The following is a 24,734-nucleotide window of genomic DNA, read 5'->3' as shown; positions in this document are numbered from 1 at the left end:
CGTTGCACCCCACCGCAAGACCTCCTGTGGCGCAAATAACATGCCGCCGCGGAATGGCTGTGTGAAGAGTGCAGTTATGCCCAGCATGAAGATTGAGATCTGGTCCGACGTCGCGTGCCCGTGGTGCTACATCGGCAAGCGCCGCTTTGAGACTGCCCTTGCCAGCTTCGAGCACCGCGATTCAGTGGAAGTGAAATGGCGCAGCTACCAGCTGGACCCCACCCTGCCCGAGCACTATGACGGGACGGAGCTGGAGTACCTCAGCACCCGCAAGGGCATCCCGGCGCACCAGGTCTCACAGATGTTCCAGCACGTCACCGAGCAGGCCAACGGTGAGGGACTGGAGTACCGGTTCGAGGCAGTAGTGGTGGCGAACAGCTTCACCGCCCACCGCCTGATCCATCTCGCCGCCGTTCACGGCAAGCAGGATGAAGCCAAGGAACGCCTGCTCAGCGACCACTTCGAGCACGGCAAGGACATCGGCAGCCTCGAATACCTGGCGTCCCTCGCCTTGGACCTGGGCATCAACAAGGACGAGGCGGAAGAACTGTTCACCACGGACAAGTACGCCGACGACGTCCGCTTCGACTTCGAGGAAGGCCGGGCGCTGGGCATCAGCGGGGTGCCGTTCTTCGTCATCGACCGCAAGTTCGGCCTTTCCGGCGCCCAGCCGGCCGAGACGTTCACGGCCGCACTCAACCAGGCGTGGCAGGCCGCAAATCCCCTGGTGCTGGTCAACTCCACCGACGGCGACGCCTGCGGCCCGGACGGTTGCCAGATCTAGTCTCCACGTTCCAACAGTCAGCGCCGTTTACTGACACATCGCTGTAAAGTGTCTATATGCCCAGGATTTCAGCGGCCACCAACGCCGAGCAACGCGCGGAGACGCAGCGCCGCATCCTCACCGCCTTCGGCGAGCTCCTCTTTTCCCACGGCCTGCCCGGGCTGACCATGACCGATGTGGCCCGGCACGCGGGTGTAGGCCGCACCGCGGTCTACAACTACTACGCGGACATCGAAGAGCTGCTCATCTCCTACGCGCTGGATGAGACCGAAAAGTTCCTGTCCGAGCTGCGCGAGGCTTTGGGCCGCCTCGATAACCCGGTGGAGCGGCTGGCACTGTACGTCCGCGCCCAGGTGGTGGACCTCAGCCGCCGCCACCTCCCGCCGGGACCTGCCATGGGGGCCGTGCTGTCGCCGTCGTCCTTTGCCAAACTCGCCGACCACGTGGGCGAGCTGAGCGTCCTGCTGCAGGGCATCCTGCGCGACGGGATGGAGCAGGGTTACCTTCCCGTGGCCGACGTGGGCCAGCAGGCACAGCTGATCCTCGGCACTCTCTCGTCCAGCGCGGCCCGCGGCAGCGACGAGCCGGCGGAACTGGAAGCGCGTGTTGCCAGGACCGTCCGCTTCATCCAGCTGGGTGCCGGCGCAAGGTTCGACGGCGCCGGCTGCCCCGTCCGCCTGGCCCCGCTTCCCGCTGTGGCCCGCTGAGGATTCTTCAGCGGGTGGGCGCCGCCGACGGCATGACGGGCCACTTGTCGTCGTCCGCGACGCGGCGGCTTTCGCGGGGGCAGCCCAGCTTGCCCGGCGTCTGGTCAATGAGCTCCGGCGGAGCCAGCGCCTTGTAGTCCTGGGCCAGGACCACGTCCACGCTGCCGTCCGTCCTGCCGTCCTGGAAGTAGTCCGAGCCCGGCAGGTTGCGCTGGACGCTGAACGCCGCGGACTGGCCGGCCGGGCCGGAAACCACCGCGGCGATACCGCGGTAGCCGGCCTCGATATTGGCGACCGCACCCACCACGAACTTCCGGGCCAGGAACTCGTCCGCCACTGACCGTGCCAACCCGGGCCTGCTGGTGGAGTTGTACACGTTGAGGTTGACCTTGTCGTTCGGCATGTAGTCAAAGGTGCCGGCCGGGCAGGAGGACACCGTTTCGTCTGCCCGCTCCGCGGTGGGGATCTTCAGGCGCCCGTTGATGATGGCCAGCGCGGTGATGATGGCTGCGATGATCAGTCCGATGAGGAGCACAAGCACCACGCCGTGAAGCACGCGGCGGCGCACCTGAGCAGTGTCGTCGGCGTCGCGGCCTGCTTCGAAGGTGGCCCTCAGCTCAGGGCCGGTGACGACGTGGTGGCCGTGGAGGACGCTCGCGTCCTGCTGCTTCTTCCTAGCCATCTATGACCAGCACACGAGCGTGGATCGCCGTGCGCTGGTGCAGGGCGGTGCGGACGGCGCGGTGCAGGCCATCCTCAAGATAGAGGGTTCCCCGGTACTGCACCACGTGCGGAAAAAGGTCACCGAAGAAGGTGGAATCCTCGGCGAGGAGCGCCTCCAGGTCCAGCGTGCGCTTGGTGGTCACCAGCTCGTCCAGCCTGACCGGACGCGGCGGCAGCGCAGCCCACTCCTTGGGAGTGTTGTAACCATGGTCAGGGTAAGGGCGGCCCTCGCCCACAGCTTTGAATATCACCATGCCACCCTAGGCATCCAATGGTCCCAGCGAAAGTGCCGGGACCGCCCCGGGTCAGGTTGTAGCCAAACAGTGACCAAGTGTCACACGAGGGGAGCCTGGACGGCCGGCAACGGGAGTTCAGGGTGCTGCTGTCAGAATGGAGGCATGACTGCCTCCACGTTTCCAGCCGCCACCACACCCGGCGTGCACCTGCCGGCCACGCCGCCCCTCGCGCTCCTGCTCGACGTGGACGGGCCGGTGGCAAGCCCCGTGACGCGCGATGTCAAGGCCGAAATCATCAATGATCTTGTAGCCCTGGCCGCCGCGGGCATTCCAGTCATCTTCAACACCGGCCGGTCGGATGCCTTCATCCGGGAGCAGGTCATGGAACCGATGATCGCGGCAGGGATTCCGGCGGGCACCATCATCCACGCCATCTGCGAAAAGGGCGCCGTCTGGTTCAGCTACACCGCCACCGGCCCGGGTCCCATCCACGTGGACCACGAACTTGCCGTTCCTGCAGCCTATGGCGACGACGTCCGGAGGATGGTGGCCGAGGACTACTCGGCGCATATGTTCTTTGACGAAACGAAGCGGGCCATGGTGTCCGTGGAGCAGCACATCGAGGTGCCCACCGCCGAATACCTTGCCGAGCAGAAACTCTTCGACGCCGACGCCATGGACCTGATGGCCCGGCACGGGCTGGGGGTGGTCCGGCTGGACCACCATGCCCCCAATTCCGACGACGATGTGGACTACCGCGTGGACCCCACCATCATCTCCACAGACATTGAATCCGTGCGGCTCGGCAAGGACCTGGGCGCCAGCCGCGCCGTGGAACTGCTGGCCGCCCAAGGCATCACGCCGCAGGCCTGGCGGACGGTGGGGGACTCCCGCACGGACTACGCCATGGCCGACTGGCTGCACCACAACGACCACGAGGTCAAGCATGTGGACGTGCGCCCGGCAGACGGTGTTCCGGAGAAGCCCTACGACGTCCTGACCGCCGTAGACCTGGGACTGGATGCCACAGTGATCCACGACGACGCCGGCGGCGCTTTCCTGCGCAGCTGGCTTGAGGCGCTGCGGGCCTAAGCCCCTTCCGAGGCCGCCTGGCCCCGGCCGGAAACCTGCCGTTTCCACCCCGCGGCTATCATGCAGGTAGAAAGGCTTACTTACTTTGACCAGCACGGAGAACACCATTACAGAAGCACCGGTACAGGACGAGGTCTACTACGGCACCCAAGCGTCCGTGGAAGAACAATTTCATGCAGAGGTCACGTCTGCGGCGGCGGAACAGCGGCTCCGGCACCGCGCCGACGTGATCAGGCACAAAGGCCGCTATGCCCTGATCAACTACAACAGGACGCCTTACCAGGCGATGGTCGAGGACCTGCTGTTCCTGCGCAATGTCCTGGTCAATGCCGGCATTGCCTACCTCCTGGTCCGCGGCAACAATGACCGGCCCGTCATCGCCCTGGACTGGAAGGACCGGAAGAAGCTCCGGGCCGCCCTGGTGGCGGCTTGCCGGGATGAGCCGTTCTACTCCATGTCCGTGGATGCGAAGAAGAAGACCTCCGTGCTGGTGGCCGACGGAGATCTCTCCTCCAACCGGCAGGCCCGCATCTTCCGCCTGTACCGCCCCCGGGTTGAACCCGTGGGAGGCTTCGAGTTCGGCGCCTCAGCCGGGGTGCAGATCGAGCTGTGGGCCTTCGAAGGCGAGCAGCTGATCCTGCCTATCGAGAACTCACTGACACGCCGCACGCTGCTGCGGCAGGACGCCGTCCGCGGCACCGTGGAACGCTACGGCCACACCTGGCCCACGATCGAGAACATGTTCGCCGACCATGCCAGCGACATCAGCTTCGACATCGACCTGGTGTTCTCCTGGGTCGACGGCAGCTCCCCCGAGTACATCGCAGCCCGGCGCTCCCAGCAGCAGGGCGTGGTCCTGGGTGAAGGCGACGACCACGAAGCCCGGTTCCGCCAGATCAATGAACTCAAGTATGCGCTCCGGTCCGTCTACATGTTCGCGCCGTGGATCCGCCGCATCTTCATCGCCACGGACTCCCCCGCACCTGCCTGGCTGGCGGACCACCCGGCAGTCACCATTGTCCGCAGCGAAGAGTTCTTCTCGGATCCTTCCGTGCTGCCCACCCACAACTCGCAGGCGGTGGAGTGCCAACTGCACCACATCGAAGGGCTCTCGGAGCACTTCCTGTATTCAAACGATGACATGTTCTTTGGCCGCCCTGTGGGCCCGGACATGTTCTTCACCCCGGGCGGCATCACAAAGTTCATCGAGGCGGAAACCCGGATTGGGCTGGGCGAGAACGCAGCCGAGCGCAGCGGCTTTGAAAACGCGGCCCGCGTCAACCGGAAACTGCTGTGGAACCGGTTCGGCCGGATCACCACCCGCCACCTGGAACACACGGCGGCACCGCTGCGGCGCAGCCTGGTGGCGCAGATGGAGCAGGAGTTCCCCGAAGAGTTCCGGAAGACGGCCGCCAGCCGGTTCCGTGCGGCGGACAACATCTCCGTCACCAACTCCTTCTACCACTACTACGCACTGCTCACGGGCCGCGCGGTCACCCAGACGGCCGCCAAGGTCCGCTACATAGACACCACCATGCGTGCCGGGCTGAACTACCTGCCCAAACTGCGGTCCAAGCGGAACGCGGACTTCTTCTGCCTGAACGATGGCAGCTTCCCGGAAGTCGGAGCGGACGAGCGGGCGGAGCTGGTGACGGACTTCCTGGAAAAGTACTTCCCGATCAAGGCACCCTGGGAGAAATAGGACGGGAGGCAAGGTCCGCGCCGCCCCGGCGGCGCGGACCTTGCCTCCCAATGCCTTCCTGGCCGCACCTTTCTAGCGGCTTGTGGGCAGGCCGTGCTTCACGCTGTTCCGCTGCTTTGCGGTTTCCGGGATCCGGATTCCTGCCGCTGCCAGCCGGCGCTCTGTCTCTTCCGGCGGCACATACTCGCCTACCGTCGTTGAACTTCCCAGCGGGACCACCGAGTGCACGATGGTGTGCTCGTAAACATGCACCAGGTTGAACGACTGCCCGCCGTCCTGCCCCCGGGTACCCCCCACGGGAACGTTCAGGTCCTGGGTGTAGCAACTGGCGGAGGCGACAGAGACGGGGACGCCGGCAAAGTTCGCTGTGGTGGAGTAGTGCAGGTGGCCGGCCAGGATGGTCCGGACATCCGAGTCCCGGACTACCGCTGCCAGGGATGCCTGGTCCCTGAGCTCCACCAGGACCGAAAGGTCCAGGACGGAGGGAACAGGCGGGTGGTGGAGCGCCAGAATGGTGCCGTCAGGGGCCGGGGTGTCCAGTTCCCGCGCCAGCCAGTCGAGCTGGGAGTCATCAAGTTCGCCATGGTGGAAGCCCGGGACTGACGTGTCCAGGGTGATGACGCGCAGGCCGTTAATGAAGTAGCTGTGGTCCAGGGGGTCGTCGTTGCCGGGCTGGTCCAGCAGGCCCTTCCGGAAGTTCGCCCGGTTGTCATGGTTTCCCATGGCCCAGATAACTTCTGCCCCCAGTTCCCGGCAGGCAGGCTCAACGATGGCCCGGAGCTTCACATAGGCTTCCGGATCGCCCTTGTCTGCAAGGTCTCCGGTGAAGATGACCGCTTCGGGCCTCGCCCCGGATGCTTTGACCTCTTCGAAGAGCTGGATGAGCCGCTCTTCGCTGTCTACGACGCCGTAGAGGGGATCCGGACCTCCCAACAAGTGGGGATCGCTCAGGTGGAGTAGGAAGTGGCGTGGCCGGGGATGTTCGGCCTCGATGTGCTCCATTGCTGCCTCTGTGGTCGGTGGGAAGCCGCTCTTCCCTTGTACCCTTCAGTAATCTTTATCCAATCAGACATTTGGCAAACTTGGGGTGAATCGCCGAAGCCGGTGTGGAAAAAGCTAAAAGAACTGCGCATTCCTTGAATTAATTCGGGAACGCGCAGTTTCAGCCCAGGGCGTTGTCGATGGCATCGATGATTTCCGCAGAGTCGGGCTCCACAGTCGGCGCGAAGCGGGCCACCACTTCGCCGTCCCGGTTAACCAGGAACTTCTCGAAGTTCCATTTCACCAGTCCCGGCAGCAGCCCCGTCTTGAATCTGGTCAGCTCAGTGTAGAGCGGGTGCTGGTCCTTGCCGCGGACGTCGGCCTTGACCGTCAGAGGGAAGGTCACACCGTAATTCCGCTCGCAGAACTCCGCGATTTCGCTGTCACTGCCAGGCTCCTGGCCTGCGAACTGGTTGCACGGGACCCCCAGGATGTTGAATCCGCGGTCGCGGAACTTTTCGTACAGCGCCTCCAGTCCGGCGTACTGGGGTGTCAGGCCGCAGTTGGAGGCGACGTTGACCACCATCACCACCTCCCCCTTGAACCTGCCGAAATCAGTCTTGGTTCCGTCGTTCAGGGTCAGGGGGATCGGATACAAGGGTGTCACAGGCTGCGTCCTCAGGAAGTTTGTCATAAGTGGAATTCGTTGCCGAGGGATCAGAGTACTGGTCCGGGCTGGACATTTCCTGGCTGCTCCTCGCGTGGCTCCTGACCTCCTTCCCGGCGCACGCTTTCACAGACTTGTGAGGACTCGTTGGCGCGGGCGACAGCGGCGCATCGGCCGCCGACGTCGCCTCAACTGGTGCTGTTCAATCGGTGACTAACGGGAGGCTGGTGTCGTGGGCGCAGGTTCCGTGGGGTCAGCAGCCCCGGTGGGCGAAGGCGCACTCGGTGCCAGGGTCGCGGTCGCCGTCGGAGTCGCGGTCGCCGTCGCCGTCGCCGTCGGCTCACTCGGCGACGCCTCAACCGGCGCAGTCGGCGACAGGGTCGCGGTCGATGTCGGCTCACTCGGCGACGCCACAACCGGCGCAGTCGGTGCCAGTGTCGCCGTCATTGTCGGAGTCGGCGTCGGCGTCGGCGTCATTGTCGGAGTCGGAGTCGGAGTCGGCGTCGGAGTCGGCGTTATTGTCGGAGTCGGAGTCGCAGTTGGCGTCGGTGTCGGCGACACGGTCGATGTCGTGGGCGTGGGCGACGGCGACACGGTCGATGTCGTGGGCGACGGTGACGGCGACACGGTCGATGTCGTGGGCGACGGTGACGGCGACACGGTCGATGTCGTGGGCGACGGTGACGGCGACACGGTCGATGTCGTGGGCGACGGTGACGGCGACACGGTCGATGTCGTGGGCGACGGTGACGGCGACACGGTCGATGTCGTGGGCGACGGTGACGGCGACACGGTCGATGTCGTGGGCGACGGTGACGGCGACACGGTCGATGTCGTGGGCGACGGTGACGGCGACACGGTCGATGTCGTGGGCGACGGTGACGGCGACACGGTCGATGTCGTGGGCGACGGTGACGGCGACACGGTCGATGTCGTGGGCGACGGTGACGGCGACACGGTCGATGTCGTGGGCGACGGTGACGGCGACGGCTCACTTAGGGCAGGCGAGCTTTCGCCCGCGGGCACAGCCAACGACGGGGAGGCCGGCGTCCCAGGCGTTCCCGCATCGCCTGCATCCTCAAGATCGCCCGGACCAAAGCCGACTGGTATGACCCACTGAAGCCACCCCAGCGGGGAACCGCTGCCGGGCGCATAGCTTTGCAGCTCTTCGGCTCCGTTGCCTGCAAGGGGACGCAGCGGCAGCAGTTTCCACGTCAGCGGACTGACATGGCGCCCGTTAAGGATCGTTTCGAAGTGCAGGTGGCATCCTGTAGACCATCCTGTGGTACCCACCTCGGCGATGAATTGCCCAACATTGATCCTGTCGCCCCTGCGCACAGCAATGGCTTCCAGGTGGTTGTAGGTGGTGATCAAGCCATTGCCATGGTCAATCTCCACGCGGTTGCCCCCGCCCCAGGGGTGCCATCCGGCGGCGCGGACCACTCCTGAATCGGCGGCATACACTTTTGTTCCGCACGGCGCGGCATAGTCCTGGCCGAGGTGGAAGTCACCCGCGGCCCCGGACAGGGGGCTCACCCGGAGACCGAAGGGCGAACTGGGGATGAGCAGTTCAAGTGGCGCCCTGAGGAAGCCGGCCGCGGGCCTGGCCAGCGCGGCGGCCCCGACCGCCAGCGGCTGGGAACCATCCCCGGCGTAACTGCCCACTACCGGGCGGGGGAAGGGAACCAGGGCCTGTGGATCGCTGACGATCGCAGCCGGCAAACTACCGGCGCCAACAATGCCCGACGGCAATTCACCTTGGCGCCCGGACAGCACCTCAGCCGCACCAGGGCCAGCGGACAGGGCAGCCCTGCTGGCCGGTTCCGCTGTCGCGGCAGTCCATTCCTCTGCGCTACCCGAGAGGTTCAGGGCCCAAACGGAGAGGGCAAGGGCACCCGCAGCTGCGAAGGCACGCACGAGGGAACCACAAGGACCACGCGGCTCAGTGCGATCTAGTCTCCGATGATTCCCCAAAGACTGACTCCAGAACATAATCAGCCGCCCGGTGTCTTGACGGTATCTCCCATGGGACCACACGCCCGGAAGCCTGTGAACCCCGCGGTGCAGCTCTACTCGAATAATTGAGCAAACCTTGCGGTACACGCCGCTCCTAGCCTCGCCTGTCTTCTCGTGGCAACAATGGGATATGCGCAGCTTCCTTCGGAAATGGCAGCACGAACTCAAGAAGACCTTTACCGGCAGGGCCGATTCAGTCCCAGACTGGGTGGCCAAGCTCGCAGAAGGAGATGACCCCGGCTACCACCTCCCGGGCTCGGCCGTTTGGGCGGTGCACGGCTCCATGTCCCCGATCGTGGCAGGAATCCGGACGCTGCTGATGCAGTCCCTTCACCCGGGAGCCCTTGCCGGCGTGCACGAGCACTCCAGCTTTCGCGAGGACCCCCTCACCCGCCTGGCAGCGACCATCCGCTGGATCTTCACCGTGACATACGGTTCCAAGGCTGCCGCGCAGGAGGCTTCACGGCGCGTGCAGCGCCTCCACGAGCCGGTACATGGCAGCTTCGTGGACAATCAGGGAACGCCGCGCAACTACAGCGCCAACGATCCAGAACTGGCAAGCTGGATCCATATAGCGTTTACGGACGCGTTCCTCACAGCCCACAAATTATGGGGCGGTCCCATCCCCGGCGGCCCGGATGCGTATGTCCGCGAGTGGGCGCAAGCCGGGCGGCTGATGGGCATCGAGGATCCGCCACTCAGCGAAGCCGCCATGCGGGCACAACTCGACCGGTGGTACCAGAACGGTGAGCTGCGGGTGGACCGCCAGGTGGAAGAGACGGTGGAATTTATCCGAAACCCGCCGCTGCATCCGATGTTTCGGCCCGGATACCGTGTTTTGTTTGCCGGAGCGGTCTACAGCCTCGAGCCCAGATACCGCCAGATGCTCGGCCTGTCCGTGCCACGGCTGGGCCCTTTCCCTCTGCCGGTGAAGCTCGCCACCAAGGTGGTGCTCGGCGTCGTCCGCCTTGCCCTGGGGCGGCGCAGCACGAGTGAACTGGCAGCCAGGGAACGGCTCCGGCGGCTGGGCTTCGCGGAAGTTGAAGGGGCTGCCCAAGGCGGCTGGAAGGTGGACGATGGGCAAACGAAAGAACCCGGTCCCGACGATGCGGGACCGGGTTCCAACCGGCGGAGAATGGGGGATTTGAACCCCCGAGGGCGTTAACCCAACACGCGTTCCAGGCGTGCGCCATAGGCCGCTAGGCGAATTCTCCAGCTGCTTCTGAATCAAAAGCAGGTACTAGACTACCTGATCTTTTCCACTTCGCCCAATTGGCGGTCCCGCCCCTGTATTGGCGGCTTTCCCGGCCGCTCCCCGGGAGGGTACTGTCCGGGCTTAACCAGAAATGGGCGCCCCCAACGCGCCCATTCCATCGGAACCCCGTTGAGCTGCCGGGTCCGGCCCCGTTCAGCCAGGCCTCGCAGCTCACAATCTTGAGATTGCCCCAATCGGTGTACATACCCATGATCGTGGCTGGCGCGTGGATAAGCAATGAATTTCCAGCCTTGCCTTGGCGGATGGGGAACCATGGGAGGCATGAGCGAACTGCACGTCGTGGTGTTTTACGTCCCCGTCACCCACACAGAACGGGTTCTGAAGGCAATTGGTGACGCCGGAGCCGGCCGGATCGGAAACTACTCGCACTGCTCCTTCACCTCCCGGGGAACAGGCCGTTTCACTCCACAGGATGGCGCCGTCCCCTATCAAGGGCGGGTGGGGATTCCAGAGGAAGCGGCCGAGGACCGGGTTGAATGCGTGGTTGAACGCCCGCTGCTCGAAGCCGTGGTCGTTGCGTTGCGGGCCGCGCACCCGTATGAGGAACCGGCCTTGATGAGCTGGAAGGTAGAGGCCTGGCGCGCTCAGGGGGCCGATTCGAGTCGTGCCTGAACTTCGGGTAAAGTAACTGGCGGCCCCTCATGTGGCGTCATCCTGTTGAACTCCCCCAGGACCGGAAGGTAGCAAGGGTAAATGGGCTCTGGCGGGTGCATGGGGGGTCTTTACTATTCCCCCACAGGGCGGCAGAGTGTCAGCCCGGATTGGTAGGGTTTTCTCTGTGACAGTTACTACCGCCCTCTACCGCAGATACCGTCCAGACTCTTTCGCTGACGTTATCGGGCAAGAGCATGTCACGGAGCCGCTGATGACGGCTTTGCGGAAAAACCGCGTCAGCCATGCTTACCTGTTTTCCGGCCCCAGGGGCTGCGGCAAAACCACTTCAGCGCGAATTCTGGCGCGCTGCCTGAACTGCGCCAAGGGCCCCACGGACACCCCTTGCGGCACCTGCCCGAGCTGCGTTGAGCTTGCCCGCGGCGGATCCGGTTCGCTGGACGTCATCGAGATCGACGCCGCCAGCCATGGCGGCGTGGACGACGCGCGGGACCTGCGCGAGCGGGCCACTTACGCTCCCGTCCGGGACCGCTACAAGATTTTCATCATCGACGAAGCGCACATGGTGACATCCGCCGGGTTCAACGCCCTGCTGAAGATCGTTGAAGAACCACCGGAACACATCAAGTTCATCTTCGCCACCACTGAGCCGGACAAGGTCATTGGCACCATCCGCTCCCGGACGCACCACTATCCCTTCCGGCTGGTGCCGCCCGAGCCGCTGATGGCTTACCTGGAACTTCTGTGCAACCAGGAGAACGTCCCGGTGGCGCCCGGAGTACTGTCGCTGGTGATTCGTGCCGGCGGCGGTTCTGTCCGTGATTCCCTTTCCGTCCTGGACCAGTTGATGGCGGGTGCCGGGCGCAACGGCCTGGACTACGAGCTTGCCGTTGCGCTCCTCGGATACACGCACGCTTCATTGCTCGACGACGTTGTGGAGGCTGTTGCCGCCTCGGACGCCGCCACGGTTTTCCGCGCCGTGGACAGGGTCATCCAGACCGGCCATGACCCGCGCCGGTTCGTTGAGGACCTGCTGGAACGCTTCCGCGACCTCATCATCGTCCAGGCCATGCCTGAAAGCGCGCAGACCATCCTCCGCGGCATGCCTGCCGACCAGATCGCCAGGCTGAAGAACCAGGCCCACAACCTTGGGGCCGCCGAGTTGTCCCGCGCCGCAGACGTCACCAACACGGCATTGACCGAAATGACTGGCGCTACCTCACCGCGGCTGCACCTGGAGCTCCTGTGTGCCCGGATCCTGCTACCCAGTTCGGAGCAGAACGAGCGCGGTATGGCGGCGCGGATTGACCGCGTGGAACGCCGGCTAAATTACGCCGGAAACGAGGTCGGTGCTCCCGCCGCCGTCGCATCGGGGCACCACCCTGCACCGACAGGTCAGGGCGCACTTGGTGGCAACACCGCACCTGCTCCCGCATCTGGTCCTGGCGCCGCCCGGACAGAGCCGGCGGGCCCCGCACCAGCCGTGCCGGAACCAGCCCTGCCGGAACCGGCACGAACGCAACCCGCAGTCTCCGCACCTGCCGAGCCTGCTGTATCCGGTCCTGCACGGCACCAGGCGCCTGCGGCTGCAGTAGCCCCGGAAGCCAGGCCTTCCGCCGGAGCCGCTCCAACCGACGCTGGAACGCGTCCACCACTGACCGCGCCCCGTGTGAGCACCAGCGACTGGCCGGTGGAGGCTCCCGCCGGGACCCGCCCCGCCCCGGCTGATGCCAGCCCTGACGCGGGGGCCGTCCCCGGCGCAGTACCCCAGGGCGCACCGGCCCGCACGGCCGTCCCCGGACCCGCAGCTCCGGCAGGTGGCCAAACGAACGTGGCACCAGCCACCGGCACCACACAGGCTGCAGGCCCGGACGCCCGGAAGACACCTGACGTGCGGCCCGAGGCCTCCCCCGCTGGGCCCTCCCATTCTGGAACCGCTCCCGCTGGGCCCTCCCATTCTGGAACCGCTCCCGCTGGGCCCGCGCAACCTGAAACGGGTCCCGCCGGTCCGGCTTCCTCCGCTCCCGGGGCTCCGCCGGCAGCCATGGGCGACGTCGAAGTGCTGCGCCGCGCGTGGCCGGACGTCCTGCAGACGCTGACGAAGATCAAGCGCAGCACCTGGGCACTCGTTGAGCCGAACGCCCAAGTGAGCGCCTTTGACGGACACACACTTACTCTTTCGTTCACCACGTCGGGACTCGCGGGCGCCTTTGGTCGGGCGGACCATTCGGAAAACCTGCGGCAGGCAATCCACAAGACTGTGGGTATTGACTGCCAGATCACCGCGGTAGCCGGCGGCGACCGGGCGAGCTCTGAACCAAACCCAAAAGCACCCGCTAGCCGGCCTGCCCCGGCAACGTCAGCTGATGTTGCCTGGGGACTGGCCCCCGCGCAGTCGTCCCCGGCAGCCGAACCGGCCACAACATCACCGGCGGCAACGGGTACAGGCCAGGGGCCCACTCCAGGGAGCACTGCAGCTGACGCCGACGGCTCCGCCGTGCGCACTGCCGCACCGGCCACCGGACTCCCGCAGGGGGGGAACGTTCGGCGTGCATCTGGCGCCGGTAACTTCCCAACTCAGCCCGCACCAGCCGCTAGCACTACCCAGGTTCAACCGGCGGCAGCCGCTCCGGCAACCCCTTCGGCTCGGGTTCTTTCGACTCAACCGGCGGCAGCCGCTCCCGCCGCCCCTTCGGCCCACGTTCCTTCCGCCCAGACCGATCCTTACAGCGGCGCCTCCGGTGACTACTCGTATTCTGACGACGACTGGGGTCCGCCCCGGGACGAAGACGCTCCTCCGCTGGATGAAGAGCCTCCCCTGGACTGGGACCCTTCGGCGCGCCCGCAAGCCCGGTCCGTGGGGGCTGACGGGGCCGGCGGGGCTGGCCGGGCCAGCCAGGACAGCGCCGGCGCCGGAAACTCCGGGGCTGCCGGTCCAACAGCGGCTTCAGCCGCTGGAGACCTGCCGGGCAACCATCCCGGAACCGGGGCAGACACCCGAATCCAAGCAAGCACCGGAAAATTCTCTTCCATGCCCGCACCCGCTGGAGATACACCGCACGACCCTTGGACCCGTGCTGTGGAGCAGGCACCTGGCGTATGGGTGGTCGGTGAGGAAAGCAACATAGGCAAAGCGCCGGTTGCCGGCCTCCCGGACAAGGAACCTGCCACCTCCGCTCCAACCCACCACTACGAACCCGCTGCTGCGCAAATTCCTCCTTCCATACCGGTCACCCGCACAGCCGCCACCGTGGACGCCGAGTGGGGCCTCGCAGCGCCGGCATCTTCGACGGCCCGGGCGGCAGGCCAGGGCACGGAACCCCTGCGGTCCATTCCGGGCCGCATGAATACGGCTACCCCCGGTTCGGATCCCTCAACCCCGGATCGCTCAAGCCCTGATCCCTCAAGCCCTGATCCCTCCGGGTCCGCACCGGAACCGGCTCGGGAGTTCGCCATGGCGTCAGCCGCTCCCGCCGCCGCGCCGGTTCCGGCAGCGCGGCCGGCCCCCGCTGCCGCGCAGGCGCCGGCTGCACCCGTGGCCTCGTCTACTCCGGTGGCCTCCCCGGCTCCGACGGGCACACGGCAGAGCCTTTACCAGCGTCTGTCCAACAGCCCCGAGGCCGAGGCAGGCCGGGCAAAAGCCCCGGCCCGGGCCATCCCGGCCGCAGCGACGGACGTCCAGGACATCCCGAGCCCCGACGATGAGACCATTGAGGCATCCGGCGTCTTCGGCCGTGCCGCGGTGGAACGCATCCTCGGCGGGAAGCTGATCGAGGAACGGTCCCCCGACGGCAGCCCCGTGCCGCCCCGCTACTGATCCAACCACTATCCGCCCTAGCTAAAGAGGAAAACGTGTACGAAGGTGCTGTCCAGGAGCTGATTGACGAGCTCGGACGCCTTCCCGGCGTGGGCCCCAAATCCGCACAGCGGCTGGCGTTCCACATCCTTGAAGCGGACCCGCAGGACATGAAGCGACTGGTGGAAGCCATCACCACCGTGAAGGAACGGGTCAAGTTCTGCAGCGTCTGCGGCAACGTCACGGAGCAGGAACTCTGCAACATCTGCCGTGACCCCCGGCGTGATCCCGCAGTGATCTGCGTGGTGGAGGAATCCAAGGATGTTCTCGCGGTGGAGCGCACCCGGTCGTTCCGGGGCCGGTACCACGTGCTGGGCGGAGCCATTAACCCGATCGCCGGCATCGGCCCGGAGCAGCTGCGGATCCGCGAGCTCCTCACCCGGCTGAACGACGGCGCCATCCAGGAAGTGATCATCGCCACCGATCCCAACCTTGAGGGAGAGGCAACGGCGACCTACCTGGCCAGGATGCTGAAAACCATCGGGATCACCGTGACCCGGCTCGCGTCCGGACTTCCGGTTGGCGGCGATCTGGAGTACGCAGACGAGATCACGCTGGGACGCGCTTTCGAAGGCCGCCGTAACGCGCTGAGCTAAGGATTGGGGTAGGGCGATGGTTCCCGGGAACATCGAGCCGCTGGTCACCGAGCGGCTCGTTCTGCGGCCGCTGAGTGGTTCGGACGAAGCCGCCATCCACAGTTACCGAAGCGACCCCGCGGCCACCCGGTACCTCTCGCACGATCCCCTTACTGTAGAGGAAAACAGGGAGCGCCTGACGGAGCTGCTGGCTCTGTGCAGGGCATCCACCGGCACATGGTTCAACTACGGCTGGGGAATCACCTTGCGAGAGTCGGGAGAATTGGTTGGCGATGCCCGGACCTGGAACAGTACGGGCATGGCCGCGACGGGCCTGCTCGCCCCCGGAACACATCCTGCCGGGCACGCCGCGTTGGCCTACGTCCTGCATCCTGATCATCACCACCGTGGATACGGCCGTGAAGCTGCGGCGGCGCTGGTGAAGTGGCTCGTCACGCAATGCGGGATCAGCACAGTGGTCGCGGCAGTTTACGAACCCAACAGCCGGTCCATCCGGCTGCTCCAGAGTCTTGGGTTCCGGCCGGACTCCACGCTGCCGGCGGACCAGGCCACAGCCGGCAAAGGCTTCCCCCTTCTGACGTTTCGTCTGGACAGTCCGCACCGCTCATCCGACTGACCCGGACGTGCGCCGGGCGGTCAACTCCCCGGCCGGCACGGAACACACCTGCCGAACCCATTTGCATCGCGATACCAGCCGCAGCCAGCGGCAGTTCGGACTCGGTGTCGCCGCGCTCCTGGCCCTCAATACAGGGAACCTGTGAGCCTCCCGCCGCGTTTTTCGCTCCCCCGGCAGCCATGCCAGTGAGTCCTCCCGGGGGCCTCCCCGGCCAGCAAGGCGAAAGCTTCAAGCGATACGCGTTCCCCGCGCCAGCCTGTGAGCCGGTGTGCGGAGTGCACGCCAACCCAGCCACATCAGCAGCACGGCCACCAACAACTGCAGGCCCAGTCCCAAGGGCCACAGCGTGGTGGACTGCGCCAGGTACCGGGGCTTCACTTCCCCGTTTGCGCAGGGGTAGGTGCCCGCAGGACCGGCCATGGCATACCGGGCGCCCTGCCTGATGCTCTCTATAGCCCCCACTGACGAATAGTTGCGCTCCTGCGAGCAGTCCTTATACGGGATCGCATCGGCCACCACCACGTATGGGTTCATCGCCAGGAGCCAGGCGACCCGTCGGTCCGCATTGCGCCCCATGTATTGTGCACCTGTCCCCCACAGTTTTGATGCATGCTGAGACTTTGAGCCTACGCCTGCGGAGCCTGCCGGCAGGGGCCCTGAGGGCCGGGATCCGGTCACAATTCAACCCCTGGCCTTGCGCGGCGATAAACTGGTGGGAAGAAGTCGCGCCAATAATGGCGCTAGTTCCCCGGGTCAGGGCCAACACGCATTACGGCTGCCTGGCCGGACTCCACATTGATCCAGTGAAGGTTCGCGCATGAGTACGCCCACTACCGAAGTGCACAACGCAACGCAGCCGCAGGAGCTGCCCGGCGGCGCCGCCGTGACCAAACAGCTCATCGTGCAGAAGTTTGGCGGATCGTCCGTGGCGGATGCCGATGGCATCAAGCGGGTGGCCAAGCGGGTGGTGGATGCCCAGGCTGCCGGCAATGAAGTGGTTGTGGTGGTATCGGCCATGGGTGACACCACTGACGAACTCCTTGACCTTGCCGCCCAGGTGACCGATTCCGCCCCTGCCCGCGAGATGGACATGCTGCTGTCCGCCGGCGAGAGGATCTCCATGGCCCTCCTGGCCATGGCCATCAACAAGCTGGGCGCCTCTGCCCAGTCCTTCACGGGTTCCCAGGCCGGCATGATCACCGACGGCATCCACGGCAAGGCCCGGATCATCGACGTCGACCCCCACCGGATCCGCACCGCGCTCGATAAGGACAACATCGCCATCGTGGCGGGTTTCCAGGGCATGAGCCGCGCCACCAACGAAATCACCACCCTTGGCCGCGGCGGTTCCGACACCACGGCCGTGGCACTGGCAGCGGCCCTGGAGGCCGACGTCTGCGAAATCTACACCGACGTGGACGGTATCTACACCGCCGATCCGCGAGTGGTCCCCTCGGCCCGGAAGATCGACACGATCTCCAGCGAGGAAATGCTTGAACTCGCAGCCTCGGGAGCCAAGATCCTGCACCTTCGCTGCGTCGAGTACGCGCGCAGGTTCGGCGTGCCGCTGCACGTCCGCTCGTCATTCAGCCAGCACGAAGGCACCTGGGTCATCCCCAGCGCCGAAGACAAGATCACCACACAAGAGGGAGTTGCCTTGGAGCAGCCAATCATCTCCGGCGTCGCGCACGACCGTTCCGAAGCCAAGGTCACCGTTGTTGGTGTTCCGGACATTCCCGGCAAGGCAGCCGCGATCTTCCAGGTTATTGCAGATGCACACTCAAACATCGACATGATCGTGCAGAACGTCTCCACCCACGGCACCGGCCGGACGGACATCTCCTTCACGCTGCCCATCGTCGAAGGCGCCGACGCCCTGGCAGCCCTGCACGCAGCCCAGGACCAGATCGGCTTCGAGACCATCGAGTACAACGAACAGATTGGCAAGCTGTCCCTGATCGGCGCCGGAATGCGCTCCCACCCGGGCGTCTCCGCTACGTTCTTCAAGGCACTCTCGGACGCCGGCATCAACATCAACATGATCTCCACCTCGGAGATCCGTATCTCTGTTGTTACCCACGCCGACCTGCTGGACGAGGCCGTGCGCGTGATCCACCGGGCCTTCGAGCTGGACAGCGAAAGCGAAGCCACGGTATACGGCGGCACGGGCCGTTAGCCGCTTCCTGCAGCAAAATCCCCTGCAGCAGAGCTCCCGCAACAAAGCTTCCTGCCACAAGAATGCACTGGTGACGGACTGAGTCCGTCACCAGTGCATTTTTTGAGTCTGACCGCAGCAGTGCTGTCCGGGGTGGCTGGGTCAAGCCTCCTTCTCGAGGTCGTCGCGGCGTACCGCGTAGTGATGGCCTGCAGAATCGCTTTCCACCACAAAATGCGTCAGTTCCTCCTCCGAGGCCTGCTCGAATTCGTCGTGCCTGTGCATAACCGGCAAACTGGAGTCCAGCCTGGCGGCGGGGCCAAAGAAGAAGCGGAGCCTGTCCGTCAGGCTCATAAACCCCTGGACGAAATGTGCCACTGTTTTCCACCCCCTTCCCGTATGCCGGGGGAGAGCTATTCCAAGAAAAAAGGTCGTGCTCCTGGCGGAGCCAGTGCCCTTATTTTACGCCCGGCGCCCCGAAAAGGATCTGCAGCCCGGGAGAACCGGGGGCGGGACCGATGCCGGACCGGCACCGGTCCGGCAGCAGGGTCAGCGGAGTGATTTGTCGTCCGGGTTCCGCGGCACGACGTAGGTGCTGCCGTCGGGGCGCGTGATGGTCTCCCACTGCTGGGTTTCAGCCTCGCGCTGGGCCAGGAGCCGGCGGTTTTCTTCCGTCATGTCATGGGCCAGGGACGTGCGGCTGGCGGGACCGAAAACGGCCCGCAGCTTGCCGGTTGCCCGCATGAAGCGCTGGGAAGCATTCCCCTTGCTGCCAGGACTTGCCTTACCCATGAACCGACTCCTTCAGTAATGTCGTGGCCAGCAACAGCGTACGCTAATAATTAGTGCACTAACAATTGGAGTCCCGATGAACCCTGTAACCAGCACCGCTACCGCAGCCGGAACTGCCGCCGCGACCCCGGCTGGCGCCGCCACTGCCGGTACCGGCACGCCGAAAGATGATGATCTGCTGCTGGAGCATCAGCTGTGCTTCGCCTTGACGGTGGCAGCCCGCAGCGTGGTGGGCGCTTACAAGCCCGTACTGGAGAGGATGAATCTCACCCACCCGCAGTACCTGGTGATGTTGTGCCTCTGGGAGTCCAGTCCCCGGACGGTGCGGAACATCAGTGATGCGCTGGCGCAGGAACCGGCCACTATCTCGCCTCTGCTGCGGCGCCTTGAGGCGTCGGGCCTGATCTCCCGACGGCGGGTGGACGGCAACGAGCGCGCCCTCGCCGTTGACCTGACCCCAGCGGGTGCGGCGCTGCGGCAGGAGGCGCTAAAGGTCCCCGGGACCATGATGGAGCGCCTTGGCCTGACGCGGGACCAGGTCACCGAGCTGCATGCGTCGATGATGGGACTCATCGCAGCTACCTCCCAGGGTCAGCCGCTTGGCCGCGGCAGTAGAATGTCAGCATGACGGACAGGCCGCGGCGCAGGCACCATATGCCTGCAGGCAAGATGCATTCGACAGTGCTGCTGTTGGCGGCGCTCCTGCTGGTGCCGGCGTGCTCCCCGGGCCAAGGCGGCGGCACGCCGTCCGGCGACGCCTCGGCCAGCTCGACAGCCCCTACTTCGTCATCAGCATCACCGGGTTCGGCTGCCCCTTCCGACAGCACCGCCCCCGACGCCGAATCAACCGCCCCGGCGCCCTCACCCGAGCCACCCACGGGGCCGTCAGCCGGTCCCGGCCAAGGCAATGCCGAACTGGCGATCACCGTCAAGCCGTCGGCCGGCGAGCCCGAGGTCCGCTACACCCTGGTCTGCGTCAACGGCGTGCCCGACGCCGAAAGCCAGCACCCCACCGCGGATGCAGCCTGCGCAGCCCTGAAAGAAAACGCCGCCCTGCTGGCTCCGCCGGCCCTCCGGACCGACCAGGTGTGCACGCAGCAATACGGCGGCCCCCAGGAAGCCACGATCACCGGAGTGGTGGACGGCGTCCCTGTCGAAGACGCCTTTAAGCGCACCAACGGCTGCGAAATCAGTGCCTGGAATGCGGCAAAGGACGTCATCGGTGCCACCGGTGGAGCAGCCTAGGGTCCTGGCCGCGGATGAATGGCGGGCGAGGGAGGAAGCCCACCAGAGGCGCGTCGGCCGCTATGCGGACCCCTACCTTGCCCGGCGCTCCGCGGGGCAAAAACACCCGGTAGAAGACTTCCTCTTCACGTACTACACCCGGAAACCGGGCCAGCTCCGGCGCTGGCACCCGGGTGCCGGCGTCGTCCTTGTGGGCAAGGAAGCGGCCGCCCGCCGCGGGTGGAAACACTACCGGACGCCGGACGACGGCGAGCTCGCCGCCCTGGGCCTGCCGCCGGGAAGTACTGCGGTCACCTTCGACCGCCAAGGCTTTCTTGCCGACCGCAAGGATGCCGTCTCCTTTGCTGAAATCATCCTGCGGGGCACAGCAGCAAGGCCAGCCCAGTTTGGCTGCTTCGGCCTGCACGAATGGGCTATGGTCTACCACCAGGACCGGTTCGACCTGCGGCACGAATACCTGCAGCTGCGCCTCGGTTCAGCGGGGACGGACAAGGTGGTGGAGGACAACCGGATCCGTTGCAGCCACTTCGATGCCTTCCGCTTCTACACCCCGGATGCCGTCCCGCTCAATGAACTGGCACCCAGCCGTGAATCCCAGCGGCAGCTGGAGCAGCCGGGGTGCCTGCACGCCAACATGGACCTGTACAAATGGGCCTACAAGCTGCTGCCGGCCCTGCCCAGTGAACTGGTGATGGATTGCTTTGAACTGTCCTGGCGCATCCGGGCCATGGACATGCAGGCTTCCCCTTACGACCTTGCGGAGTGGGGCTACCCCGCCATTCCCATTGAAACCGCGCAGGGCAAGGCCGCCTACGTGGAACGGCAACGTTCTTTCGCCGCCGAGGCAGCCGGGCTCCGCAGAAAGCTTGCCCTCGAACTGGCCGCACTCTCCTGGGATGCTGCGGCATGATCGACCTGACCATCAGGCTGCGGGAAAACCCTGACGCAGTCGATTACCTCTTTCGGCTGGTGGCCGACGACGATGGCCCTTCCGCTGAGAGCAACCTGCCGGACCCGGAAGCTGCACTGACAGCAGTCCGGCAGCACGGTGAGGACATCTTCTTCCCGAAACCCGGGCCGCCCAGGCTGTGCACCCAGCAGTACGGAGGGCCGCAGGTTGCCCAGGTCACCGGGACGTTCCACGGGCGCGCTGTTGATTCGGTTTTCACCCGGACCGACGGCTGCGAAATCTCACGGTGGAAAGCGATGGCACCCCTGCTGGGCAGCACAGGCGGCGCCTGGGGCAACACCTAGGTTTACCGGCAAAGAAGCAGGATCCCGGGCGGTTCAACCGCCCGGGATCCTGCTTCCGTAAAACGTCAGGGTGCTAGGCCGCGGGCACGCGGTCCGCGAAGGCTACCTGCGGAGCCCCGGATGGGGCAGCGGAGGCTGAGCCCACCTGGACGTTGATCCAGGTCCTGATAGCGTTCTCGCCCAGGCTCAGGCGGGACTGGTAAGCCCCTTCGGACAGGCCTGTCCAGGACAGTGTGGCCGAGGTGGCGGCGCCGTTGGGAGCCACGATCGGATTCGGGTCCACCGTGAGGTTGCCCGCATCCCCGGCCAATATAACCGCCTGAACGGTCGCCGTGGCCGCCCCGTTGTCCGGCGTGGAGTAGAGGTTGGCCACGATGTAGTACGTGCCGGCAGGTGGCGCCTCCAGGTCGAGGAACTCGCTGGCCGAAGCCGTCGCCACCTGGGTGGCCGTGAATCCTCCCGCGGCATTCGGTGCATAGACCACCATGTCCCAGTCGACGTCGTTGGATTGGGCCTGGACACCCAGGCGGGCGGAGGATGCCCCTTCCGGCACTACCACTTCGAGCAGTGCGTTGTGCGCATCATTGGCCGGTGCGTATTCCCCGGGGGTCTTCGTGATGGCGGTCTGGCTCAGCGGAGCAAGGCCTTCCACCCCTACCCTAATGGGGCTGTCCGATCCGGAGACCAGCTCCATGGTCCCGCTGCCGGTTCCGGTAGCCGAGCTGAAGGAGAACGACGGTGCGATCTGCGCGTCTACCGGCCGGATGGCGATGGGAGAGCTTACAGTGCGCGGGCCCTTCCAGGTCAGGCTGCCGGTGCTGAACTTGCCCGTCGGGGCGCTGACGTTCCTGATGCTAAGGGTAACTTCACGCGTCTGGCCTGCGTTGCGGAAACTCAGCGTCTTTGGTTCCACCTGGACGTTGAAGCCAGGGAGGTTGACTTCGGGCCGGTAGGTGCCGGGAACCAGGGCGGTCAGCTGGCGCTTCACCTGGACTTCGCCCACCAGGCTGCCGAGCGCGATGGAGGGCAGGTTCAAGTCCCGGGCGGCGATGGTGCCGGCCTGCGGAGAGCCGGTGTCAACACCCTGGCCGTTGAGGAACCCCAGCCAGTCCTTGATGCCGGAGTTGTAGACCAGGCCCGGATCCAGCACACGGGTTGAGTCAATGTGCCCGGCTCCGCCGTGGAACGGATCCGTGTTGGGCGAGCCGTCGGCGTTCACCAGCGGGTAGGCGGTGGTCATCATGGCGGACTTGACCATGGCAGGGGTCCACCGGGGCTGCTTGCTGAGTACCAGCGCGCCGAACCCGGCGATGTGCGGTGCAGCCATCGAGGTGCCGGACATAAAGCCGAACTGGGCTCCATGGTTGCCGATCGTGGAGACGCCGGCCAGGACGTTGACGCCGGGCGCCGCGATGTCGGGTTTCAGCAGGTCGCCGCCGGAGGCAAGGCTTGGCCCGCGGGAGGAGAACCCGGCAAGCTGCGGCGCAGGGGCCGGGGGTTCGCCGGTCAGGTCTCCCTTGACCAGGCTGACGGTCAGTGCCGGGTTGGCTTCCAGCTTGGACTTGAGTTCCAGGCTCTTCGGGGCATTCACGTGCACGGTGGGCAGCACGTGGTTGTCCGCGTCTTCGGAGCTGCTGGTGAGGTTCACCAGGATCATTCCGACGCCGCCCTTGTTCTGGACCTCCTGGCTCTTGGCCGTCCTGTCCACAACACCGCGGTCGCAGACCACCACCTTGCCCGCCACCTTGGCAGCATCAAGTGAGCCGGGGCCGCAAAGGTTTGGATTGGCGGCATCTGCAGCTGCCGCGGCGGCCGCGACAACAACCGGCTTGCCTGCCACTTCGGACTTCATGATCGAAGCTCCACGGTACAGCGACCCATCGGAGACCTTGACAGTTCCGAGCAGTTCGCTGGGGAAGGTGGATGCAGCCACCGTGGTCAGCCACGGGGCGGCGTGGTTGACGGTGGAAACGGTTGGGCCCGAGTTGCCGGCCGAAGCGGAGACGAAAACTCCTGCAGCGGCAGCATTCAGGAAGGCCAGCGCCACAGGATCAATGGTGCTGTCGTTGTTGCCGGAGATGGAGTAGTTCAGGACATCCACACCGTCCTTGATGGCCGCGTCCACTGCCTCCACTGAAGCGGAGGAGTAGCAGCCTCCGGTGTCAGGGTTGGTATCCTCCCAGCAGATCTTGTAGACGGAGACCTTTGCGGCAGGGGCGACGCCGGAGCTCTTGCCGAAGCTGGCGCCGTCGATGACCTGCTCCACGTCCGCGTTGCCGGCCGCCGTTGTGGCAGTGTGGGTGCCGTGGCTGCCGACGTCCACGGGGGAAATGAGTTCTTCAGGGGCCCGGTTCTCCGGTGGTACGTACTGCAGGAAGGAATCGGCGAAGTACCTGGCACCGATCACCTTCGAGTTGCACAGCGAGCCGTCGAAGGAAGCCCCCGTTCCCTGGCCCTTCTGGCATTCACCCTCGAAGGTGGTTCCATCGGCTTTGAGCATGGCGATGCTTCCCTCCGCGGTGCGGTACGGGACGCCCACCTGCGCCTGCCCGACCAGCGGCTGGACGGGTTCGCCTTGGAGGAAGGGGTTGTCCGGGGCGTAGCCCGAATCGATGACGCCAACCACAACGCCCTTGCCGGCATTGGCTTCCCCGCCAAACTGTTTGGCCCACATGCCGTCGGGCCCGGTCAGCTTGAGGAAGTCTGTAGTGGTGTAGTCCGGGGCATTCTCCACGTCCGGCGTCACCGCCAGGACCTTCTTGTCCCTGGACAGCTCCATGGCCTGCGCGGCAGTCAGCTGGGCACTGAAACCGTTGAGGGCAGCGGTGAACTGCTTTTGCGGCGTAACCCCCTGGCTGGCAGCGACGTCCCGCTGTTGCTGGCGGAGATGCGCATCGTAGGCCTTGTAATTGGTACTTCCAGGATCCAGTTTGCGGCCATTCTCCGGCTTGGTGGGCGCAAGACCGGGGGTCTCACCCTCATAAGCGGCGGCTGCTGCACCTGCGAGAACAACAATGTAGCGCCCATCCACGAACTCAGCAGACGCGGTACTCTTCGCCCCGATCGCCATGTCCTGGCCGGCCGGCGCCGCGGTAGCGGGACTTACGGCCATCGGGGAGAGGAGCAGAGGCAGACCCACGGCCAGCGCCGCAGCCTTCCGGAATCCCCCGCCCCGCAAGGGGCTCTTTCCAGTAGATCTCACGTGCAACCCTTTCACGAGGAGCCGGCCCGGCCATGGTTTCGGGCCCGAAATGACTGTCTTAAATGTGGAATTACAGATTTTGTCATTCCGCACGACCAGCCGATTCACAGGGTACAGACTGATAGCTGAATATGACATAGGGCGCAACAGTGATTTCTTTACCGCTCATGCACGCTGCGGGGGACCCCGAAGGGGCAGGAAAAAGGGCGCCCCGCAGGACGC

At 65.5% G+C, this 24,734-nt stretch carries 23 protein-coding genes, 1 tRNA gene, 1 other RNA gene and 1 pseudogene; 16 read left to right on the top strand and 10 right to left on the bottom strand.

The window, feature by feature from the left end; genetic code table 11:
- Window positions 1-85 precede the first annotated feature (85 nt).
- Complete coding sequence (locus tag FBY31_RS16855; protein ID WP_142045478.1) at window positions 86-784, top strand: DsbA family oxidoreductase; 699 nt, start codon at window positions 86-88, stop codon at window positions 782-784.
- A 56-nt stretch (window positions 785-840) separates the two neighbouring features.
- Window positions 841-1,491, top strand: coding sequence for a TetR/AcrR family transcriptional regulator (locus FBY31_RS16850; protein WP_142043444.1), 651 nt, complete (start codon window positions 841-843; stop codon window positions 1,489-1,491).
- A 7-nt stretch (window positions 1,492-1,498) separates the two neighbouring features.
- Here the strand turns inward: FBY31_RS16850 and FBY31_RS16845 are convergent, their stop codons facing one another.
- Window positions 1,499-2,173 (bottom strand): LytR C-terminal domain-containing protein, encoded by a 675-nt coding sequence (locus tag FBY31_RS16845; protein WP_142043442.1) that lies wholly within the window; start codon window positions 2,171-2,173, stop codon window positions 1,499-1,501.
- Window positions 2,166-2,465, bottom strand: a complete 300-nt coding sequence (locus FBY31_RS16840) for a type II toxin-antitoxin system VapB family antitoxin (protein ID WP_028272925.1) — start codon at window positions 2,463-2,465, stop codon at window positions 2,166-2,168. Before FBY31_RS16840 ends, FBY31_RS16845 begins: the two co-directional genes overlap by 8 nt.
- A gap of 147 nt (window positions 2,466-2,612) precedes the next feature.
- On the opposite strand from FBY31_RS16840, the gene FBY31_RS16835 reads away from it, so the two are divergent.
- Complete coding sequence (locus FBY31_RS16835) at window positions 2,613-3,542, top strand: hypothetical protein (RefSeq protein WP_142043438.1); 930 nt, start codon at window positions 2,613-2,615, stop codon at window positions 3,540-3,542.
- Between the two features lie 286 nt (window positions 3,543-3,828).
- Complete coding sequence (locus FBY31_RS16830; RefSeq protein ID WP_142045476.1) at window positions 3,829-5,244, top strand: stealth family protein; 1,416 nt, start codon at window positions 3,829-3,831, stop codon at window positions 5,242-5,244.
- 72 nt (window positions 5,245-5,316) lie between these two features.
- Here FBY31_RS16830 and FBY31_RS16825 read toward each other — a convergent pair whose 3' ends face one another.
- Both FBY31_RS16825 and FBY31_RS16820 read right to left on the bottom strand, forming a co-directional pair.
- On the bottom strand, window positions 5,317-6,246 hold the full coding sequence (locus FBY31_RS16825) for a phosphodiesterase (protein ID WP_142043436.1): 930 nt from the start codon (window positions 6,244-6,246) through the stop codon (window positions 5,317-5,319).
- A 160-nt stretch (window positions 6,247-6,406) separates the two neighbouring features.
- Window positions 6,407-6,892 carry a glutathione peroxidase gene (locus FBY31_RS16820; protein WP_142043434.1) on the bottom strand — a complete coding sequence of 162 codons (486 nt, stop codon included), beginning with the start codon at window positions 6,890-6,892 and terminating at the stop codon, window positions 6,407-6,409.
- Window positions 6,893-7,157: 265 nt separating this feature from the next.
- Here FBY31_RS16820 and FBY31_RS23410 point away from each other — a divergent pair, with 265 nt between their 5' ends.
- Window positions 7,158-8,012, top strand: a complete 855-nt coding sequence (locus FBY31_RS23410) for a hypothetical protein (RefSeq protein ID WP_235013094.1) — start codon at window positions 7,158-7,160, stop codon at window positions 8,010-8,012.
- A gap of 110 nt (window positions 8,013-8,122) precedes the next feature.
- On the opposite strand, the pseudogene FBY31_RS23405 reads toward FBY31_RS23410, so the two are convergent.
- Window positions 8,123-8,884: pseudogene (locus FBY31_RS23405) on the bottom strand (M23 family metallopeptidase); the annotation flags it as partial.
- A 154-nt stretch (window positions 8,885-9,038) separates the two neighbouring features.
- Between FBY31_RS23405 and FBY31_RS16810 the strand changes: the two are divergent.
- Window positions 9,039-10,073, top strand: coding sequence for an oxygenase MpaB family protein (locus FBY31_RS16810; RefSeq protein ID WP_142043432.1), 1,035 nt, complete (start codon window positions 9,039-9,041; stop codon window positions 10,071-10,073).
- On the opposite strand, the gene FBY31_RS16805 is transcribed toward FBY31_RS16810, so the two are convergent.
- Window positions 10,038-10,122 (bottom strand) — tRNA-Ser (locus tag FBY31_RS16805). The genes FBY31_RS16810 and FBY31_RS16805 overlap by 36 nt on opposite strands.
- Before the next feature lie 323 nt (window positions 10,123-10,445).
- On the opposite strand from FBY31_RS16805, the gene FBY31_RS16800 reads away from it, so the two are divergent.
- The 5 genes from FBY31_RS16800 to FBY31_RS16780 all read left to right on the top strand — a co-directional run bounded on the left by FBY31_RS16800 (window position 10,446) and on the right by FBY31_RS16780 (window position 15,864).
- Window positions 10,446-10,796 carry a hypothetical protein gene (locus tag FBY31_RS16800; protein WP_142043430.1) on the top strand — a complete coding sequence of 117 codons (351 nt, stop codon included), beginning with the start codon at window positions 10,446-10,448 and terminating at the stop codon, window positions 10,794-10,796.
- A gap of 18 nt (window positions 10,797-10,814) precedes the next feature.
- Window positions 10,815-10,911: signal recognition particle sRNA small type (ffs, locus tag FBY31_RS16795), an RNA gene on the top strand.
- A 51-nt stretch (window positions 10,912-10,962) separates the two neighbouring features.
- Window positions 10,963-14,613, top strand: coding sequence for a DNA polymerase III subunit gamma and tau (locus tag FBY31_RS16790; protein ID WP_142043428.1), 3,651 nt, complete (start codon window positions 10,963-10,965; stop codon window positions 14,611-14,613).
- Between the two features lie 35 nt (window positions 14,614-14,648).
- Window positions 14,649-15,248 (top strand): recombination mediator RecR, encoded by a 600-nt coding sequence (gene recR / locus FBY31_RS16785; protein ID WP_142043426.1) that lies wholly within the window; start codon window positions 14,649-14,651, stop codon window positions 15,246-15,248.
- A gap of 16 nt (window positions 15,249-15,264) precedes the next feature.
- On the top strand, window positions 15,265-15,864 hold the full coding sequence (locus FBY31_RS16780) for a GNAT family N-acetyltransferase (RefSeq protein WP_142043424.1): 600 nt from the start codon (window positions 15,265-15,267) through the stop codon (window positions 15,862-15,864).
- 228 nt (window positions 15,865-16,092) lie between these two features.
- Here FBY31_RS16780 and FBY31_RS16775 read toward each other — a convergent pair whose 3' ends face one another.
- On the bottom strand, window positions 16,093-16,440 hold the full coding sequence (locus tag FBY31_RS16775; protein WP_200833385.1) for a hypothetical protein: 348 nt from the start codon (window positions 16,438-16,440) through the stop codon (window positions 16,093-16,095).
- A gap of 241 nt (window positions 16,441-16,681) precedes the next feature.
- Here FBY31_RS16775 and FBY31_RS16770 point away from each other — a divergent pair, with 241 nt between their 5' ends.
- The gene (locus FBY31_RS16770) at window positions 16,682-18,040 is read left to right on the top strand and encodes an aspartate kinase (protein ID WP_142043422.1); all 1,359 of its coding nucleotides are present in this window, start codon (window positions 16,682-16,684) and stop codon (window positions 18,038-18,040) included.
- Window positions 18,041-18,181: 141 nt separating this feature from the next.
- Here the strand turns inward: FBY31_RS16770 and FBY31_RS16765 are convergent, their stop codons facing one another.
- Both FBY31_RS16765 and FBY31_RS16760 read right to left on the bottom strand, forming a co-directional pair.
- Window positions 18,182-18,397: a hypothetical protein gene (locus FBY31_RS16765; protein WP_142043420.1), complete on the bottom strand. Its 216-nt coding sequence runs from the start codon at window positions 18,395-18,397 to the stop codon at window positions 18,182-18,184.
- A 171-nt stretch (window positions 18,398-18,568) separates the two neighbouring features.
- Entirely contained in the window at window positions 18,569-18,811 is a 243-nt protein-coding gene (locus tag FBY31_RS16760; RefSeq protein ID WP_142043418.1) for a hypothetical protein, read from the bottom strand.
- 76 nt (window positions 18,812-18,887) lie between these two features.
- Here FBY31_RS16760 and FBY31_RS16755 point away from each other — a divergent pair, with 76 nt between their 5' ends.
- Genes FBY31_RS16755 through FBY31_RS16740 form a run of 4 tightly spaced genes read left to right on the top strand, consistent with a single transcriptional unit; the run spans window position 18,888 to window position 21,310 of the window.
- Window positions 18,888-19,439, top strand: coding sequence for a MarR family winged helix-turn-helix transcriptional regulator (locus FBY31_RS16755; RefSeq protein ID WP_142043416.1), 552 nt, complete (start codon window positions 18,888-18,890; stop codon window positions 19,437-19,439).
- Window positions 19,436-20,056: an SSI family serine proteinase inhibitor gene (locus FBY31_RS16750; RefSeq protein ID WP_235013093.1), complete on the top strand. Its 621-nt coding sequence runs from the start codon at window positions 19,436-19,438 to the stop codon at window positions 20,054-20,056. The genes FBY31_RS16755 and FBY31_RS16750 overlap by 4 nt, the downstream gene beginning before the upstream one ends.
- Entirely contained in the window at window positions 20,013-20,966 is a 954-nt protein-coding gene (locus FBY31_RS16745) for a 3-methyladenine DNA glycosylase (RefSeq protein ID WP_142043414.1), read from the top strand. Before FBY31_RS16750 ends, FBY31_RS16745 begins: the two co-directional genes overlap by 44 nt.
- Window positions 20,963-21,310, top strand: a complete 348-nt coding sequence (locus FBY31_RS16740) for a serine protease inhibitor (RefSeq protein WP_142043412.1) — start codon at window positions 20,963-20,965, stop codon at window positions 21,308-21,310. Before FBY31_RS16745 ends, FBY31_RS16740 begins: the two co-directional genes overlap by 4 nt.
- 73 nt (window positions 21,311-21,383) lie before the next feature.
- On the opposite strand, the gene FBY31_RS16735 is transcribed toward FBY31_RS16740, so the two are convergent.
- Entirely contained in the window at window positions 21,384-24,488 is a 3,105-nt protein-coding gene (locus FBY31_RS16735; RefSeq protein WP_142045470.1) for a S8 family serine peptidase, read from the bottom strand.
- Window positions 24,489-24,734 lie beyond the last annotated feature (246 nt).

Source organism: Arthrobacter sp. SLBN-100 (assembly GCF_006715305.1).
Lineage (GTDB): Bacteria > Actinomycetota > Actinomycetes > Actinomycetales > Micrococcaceae > Arthrobacter.
Note: the sequence above shows the minus strand (reverse complement) of the source record. Positions and strands in the feature narration are given on the sequence as shown.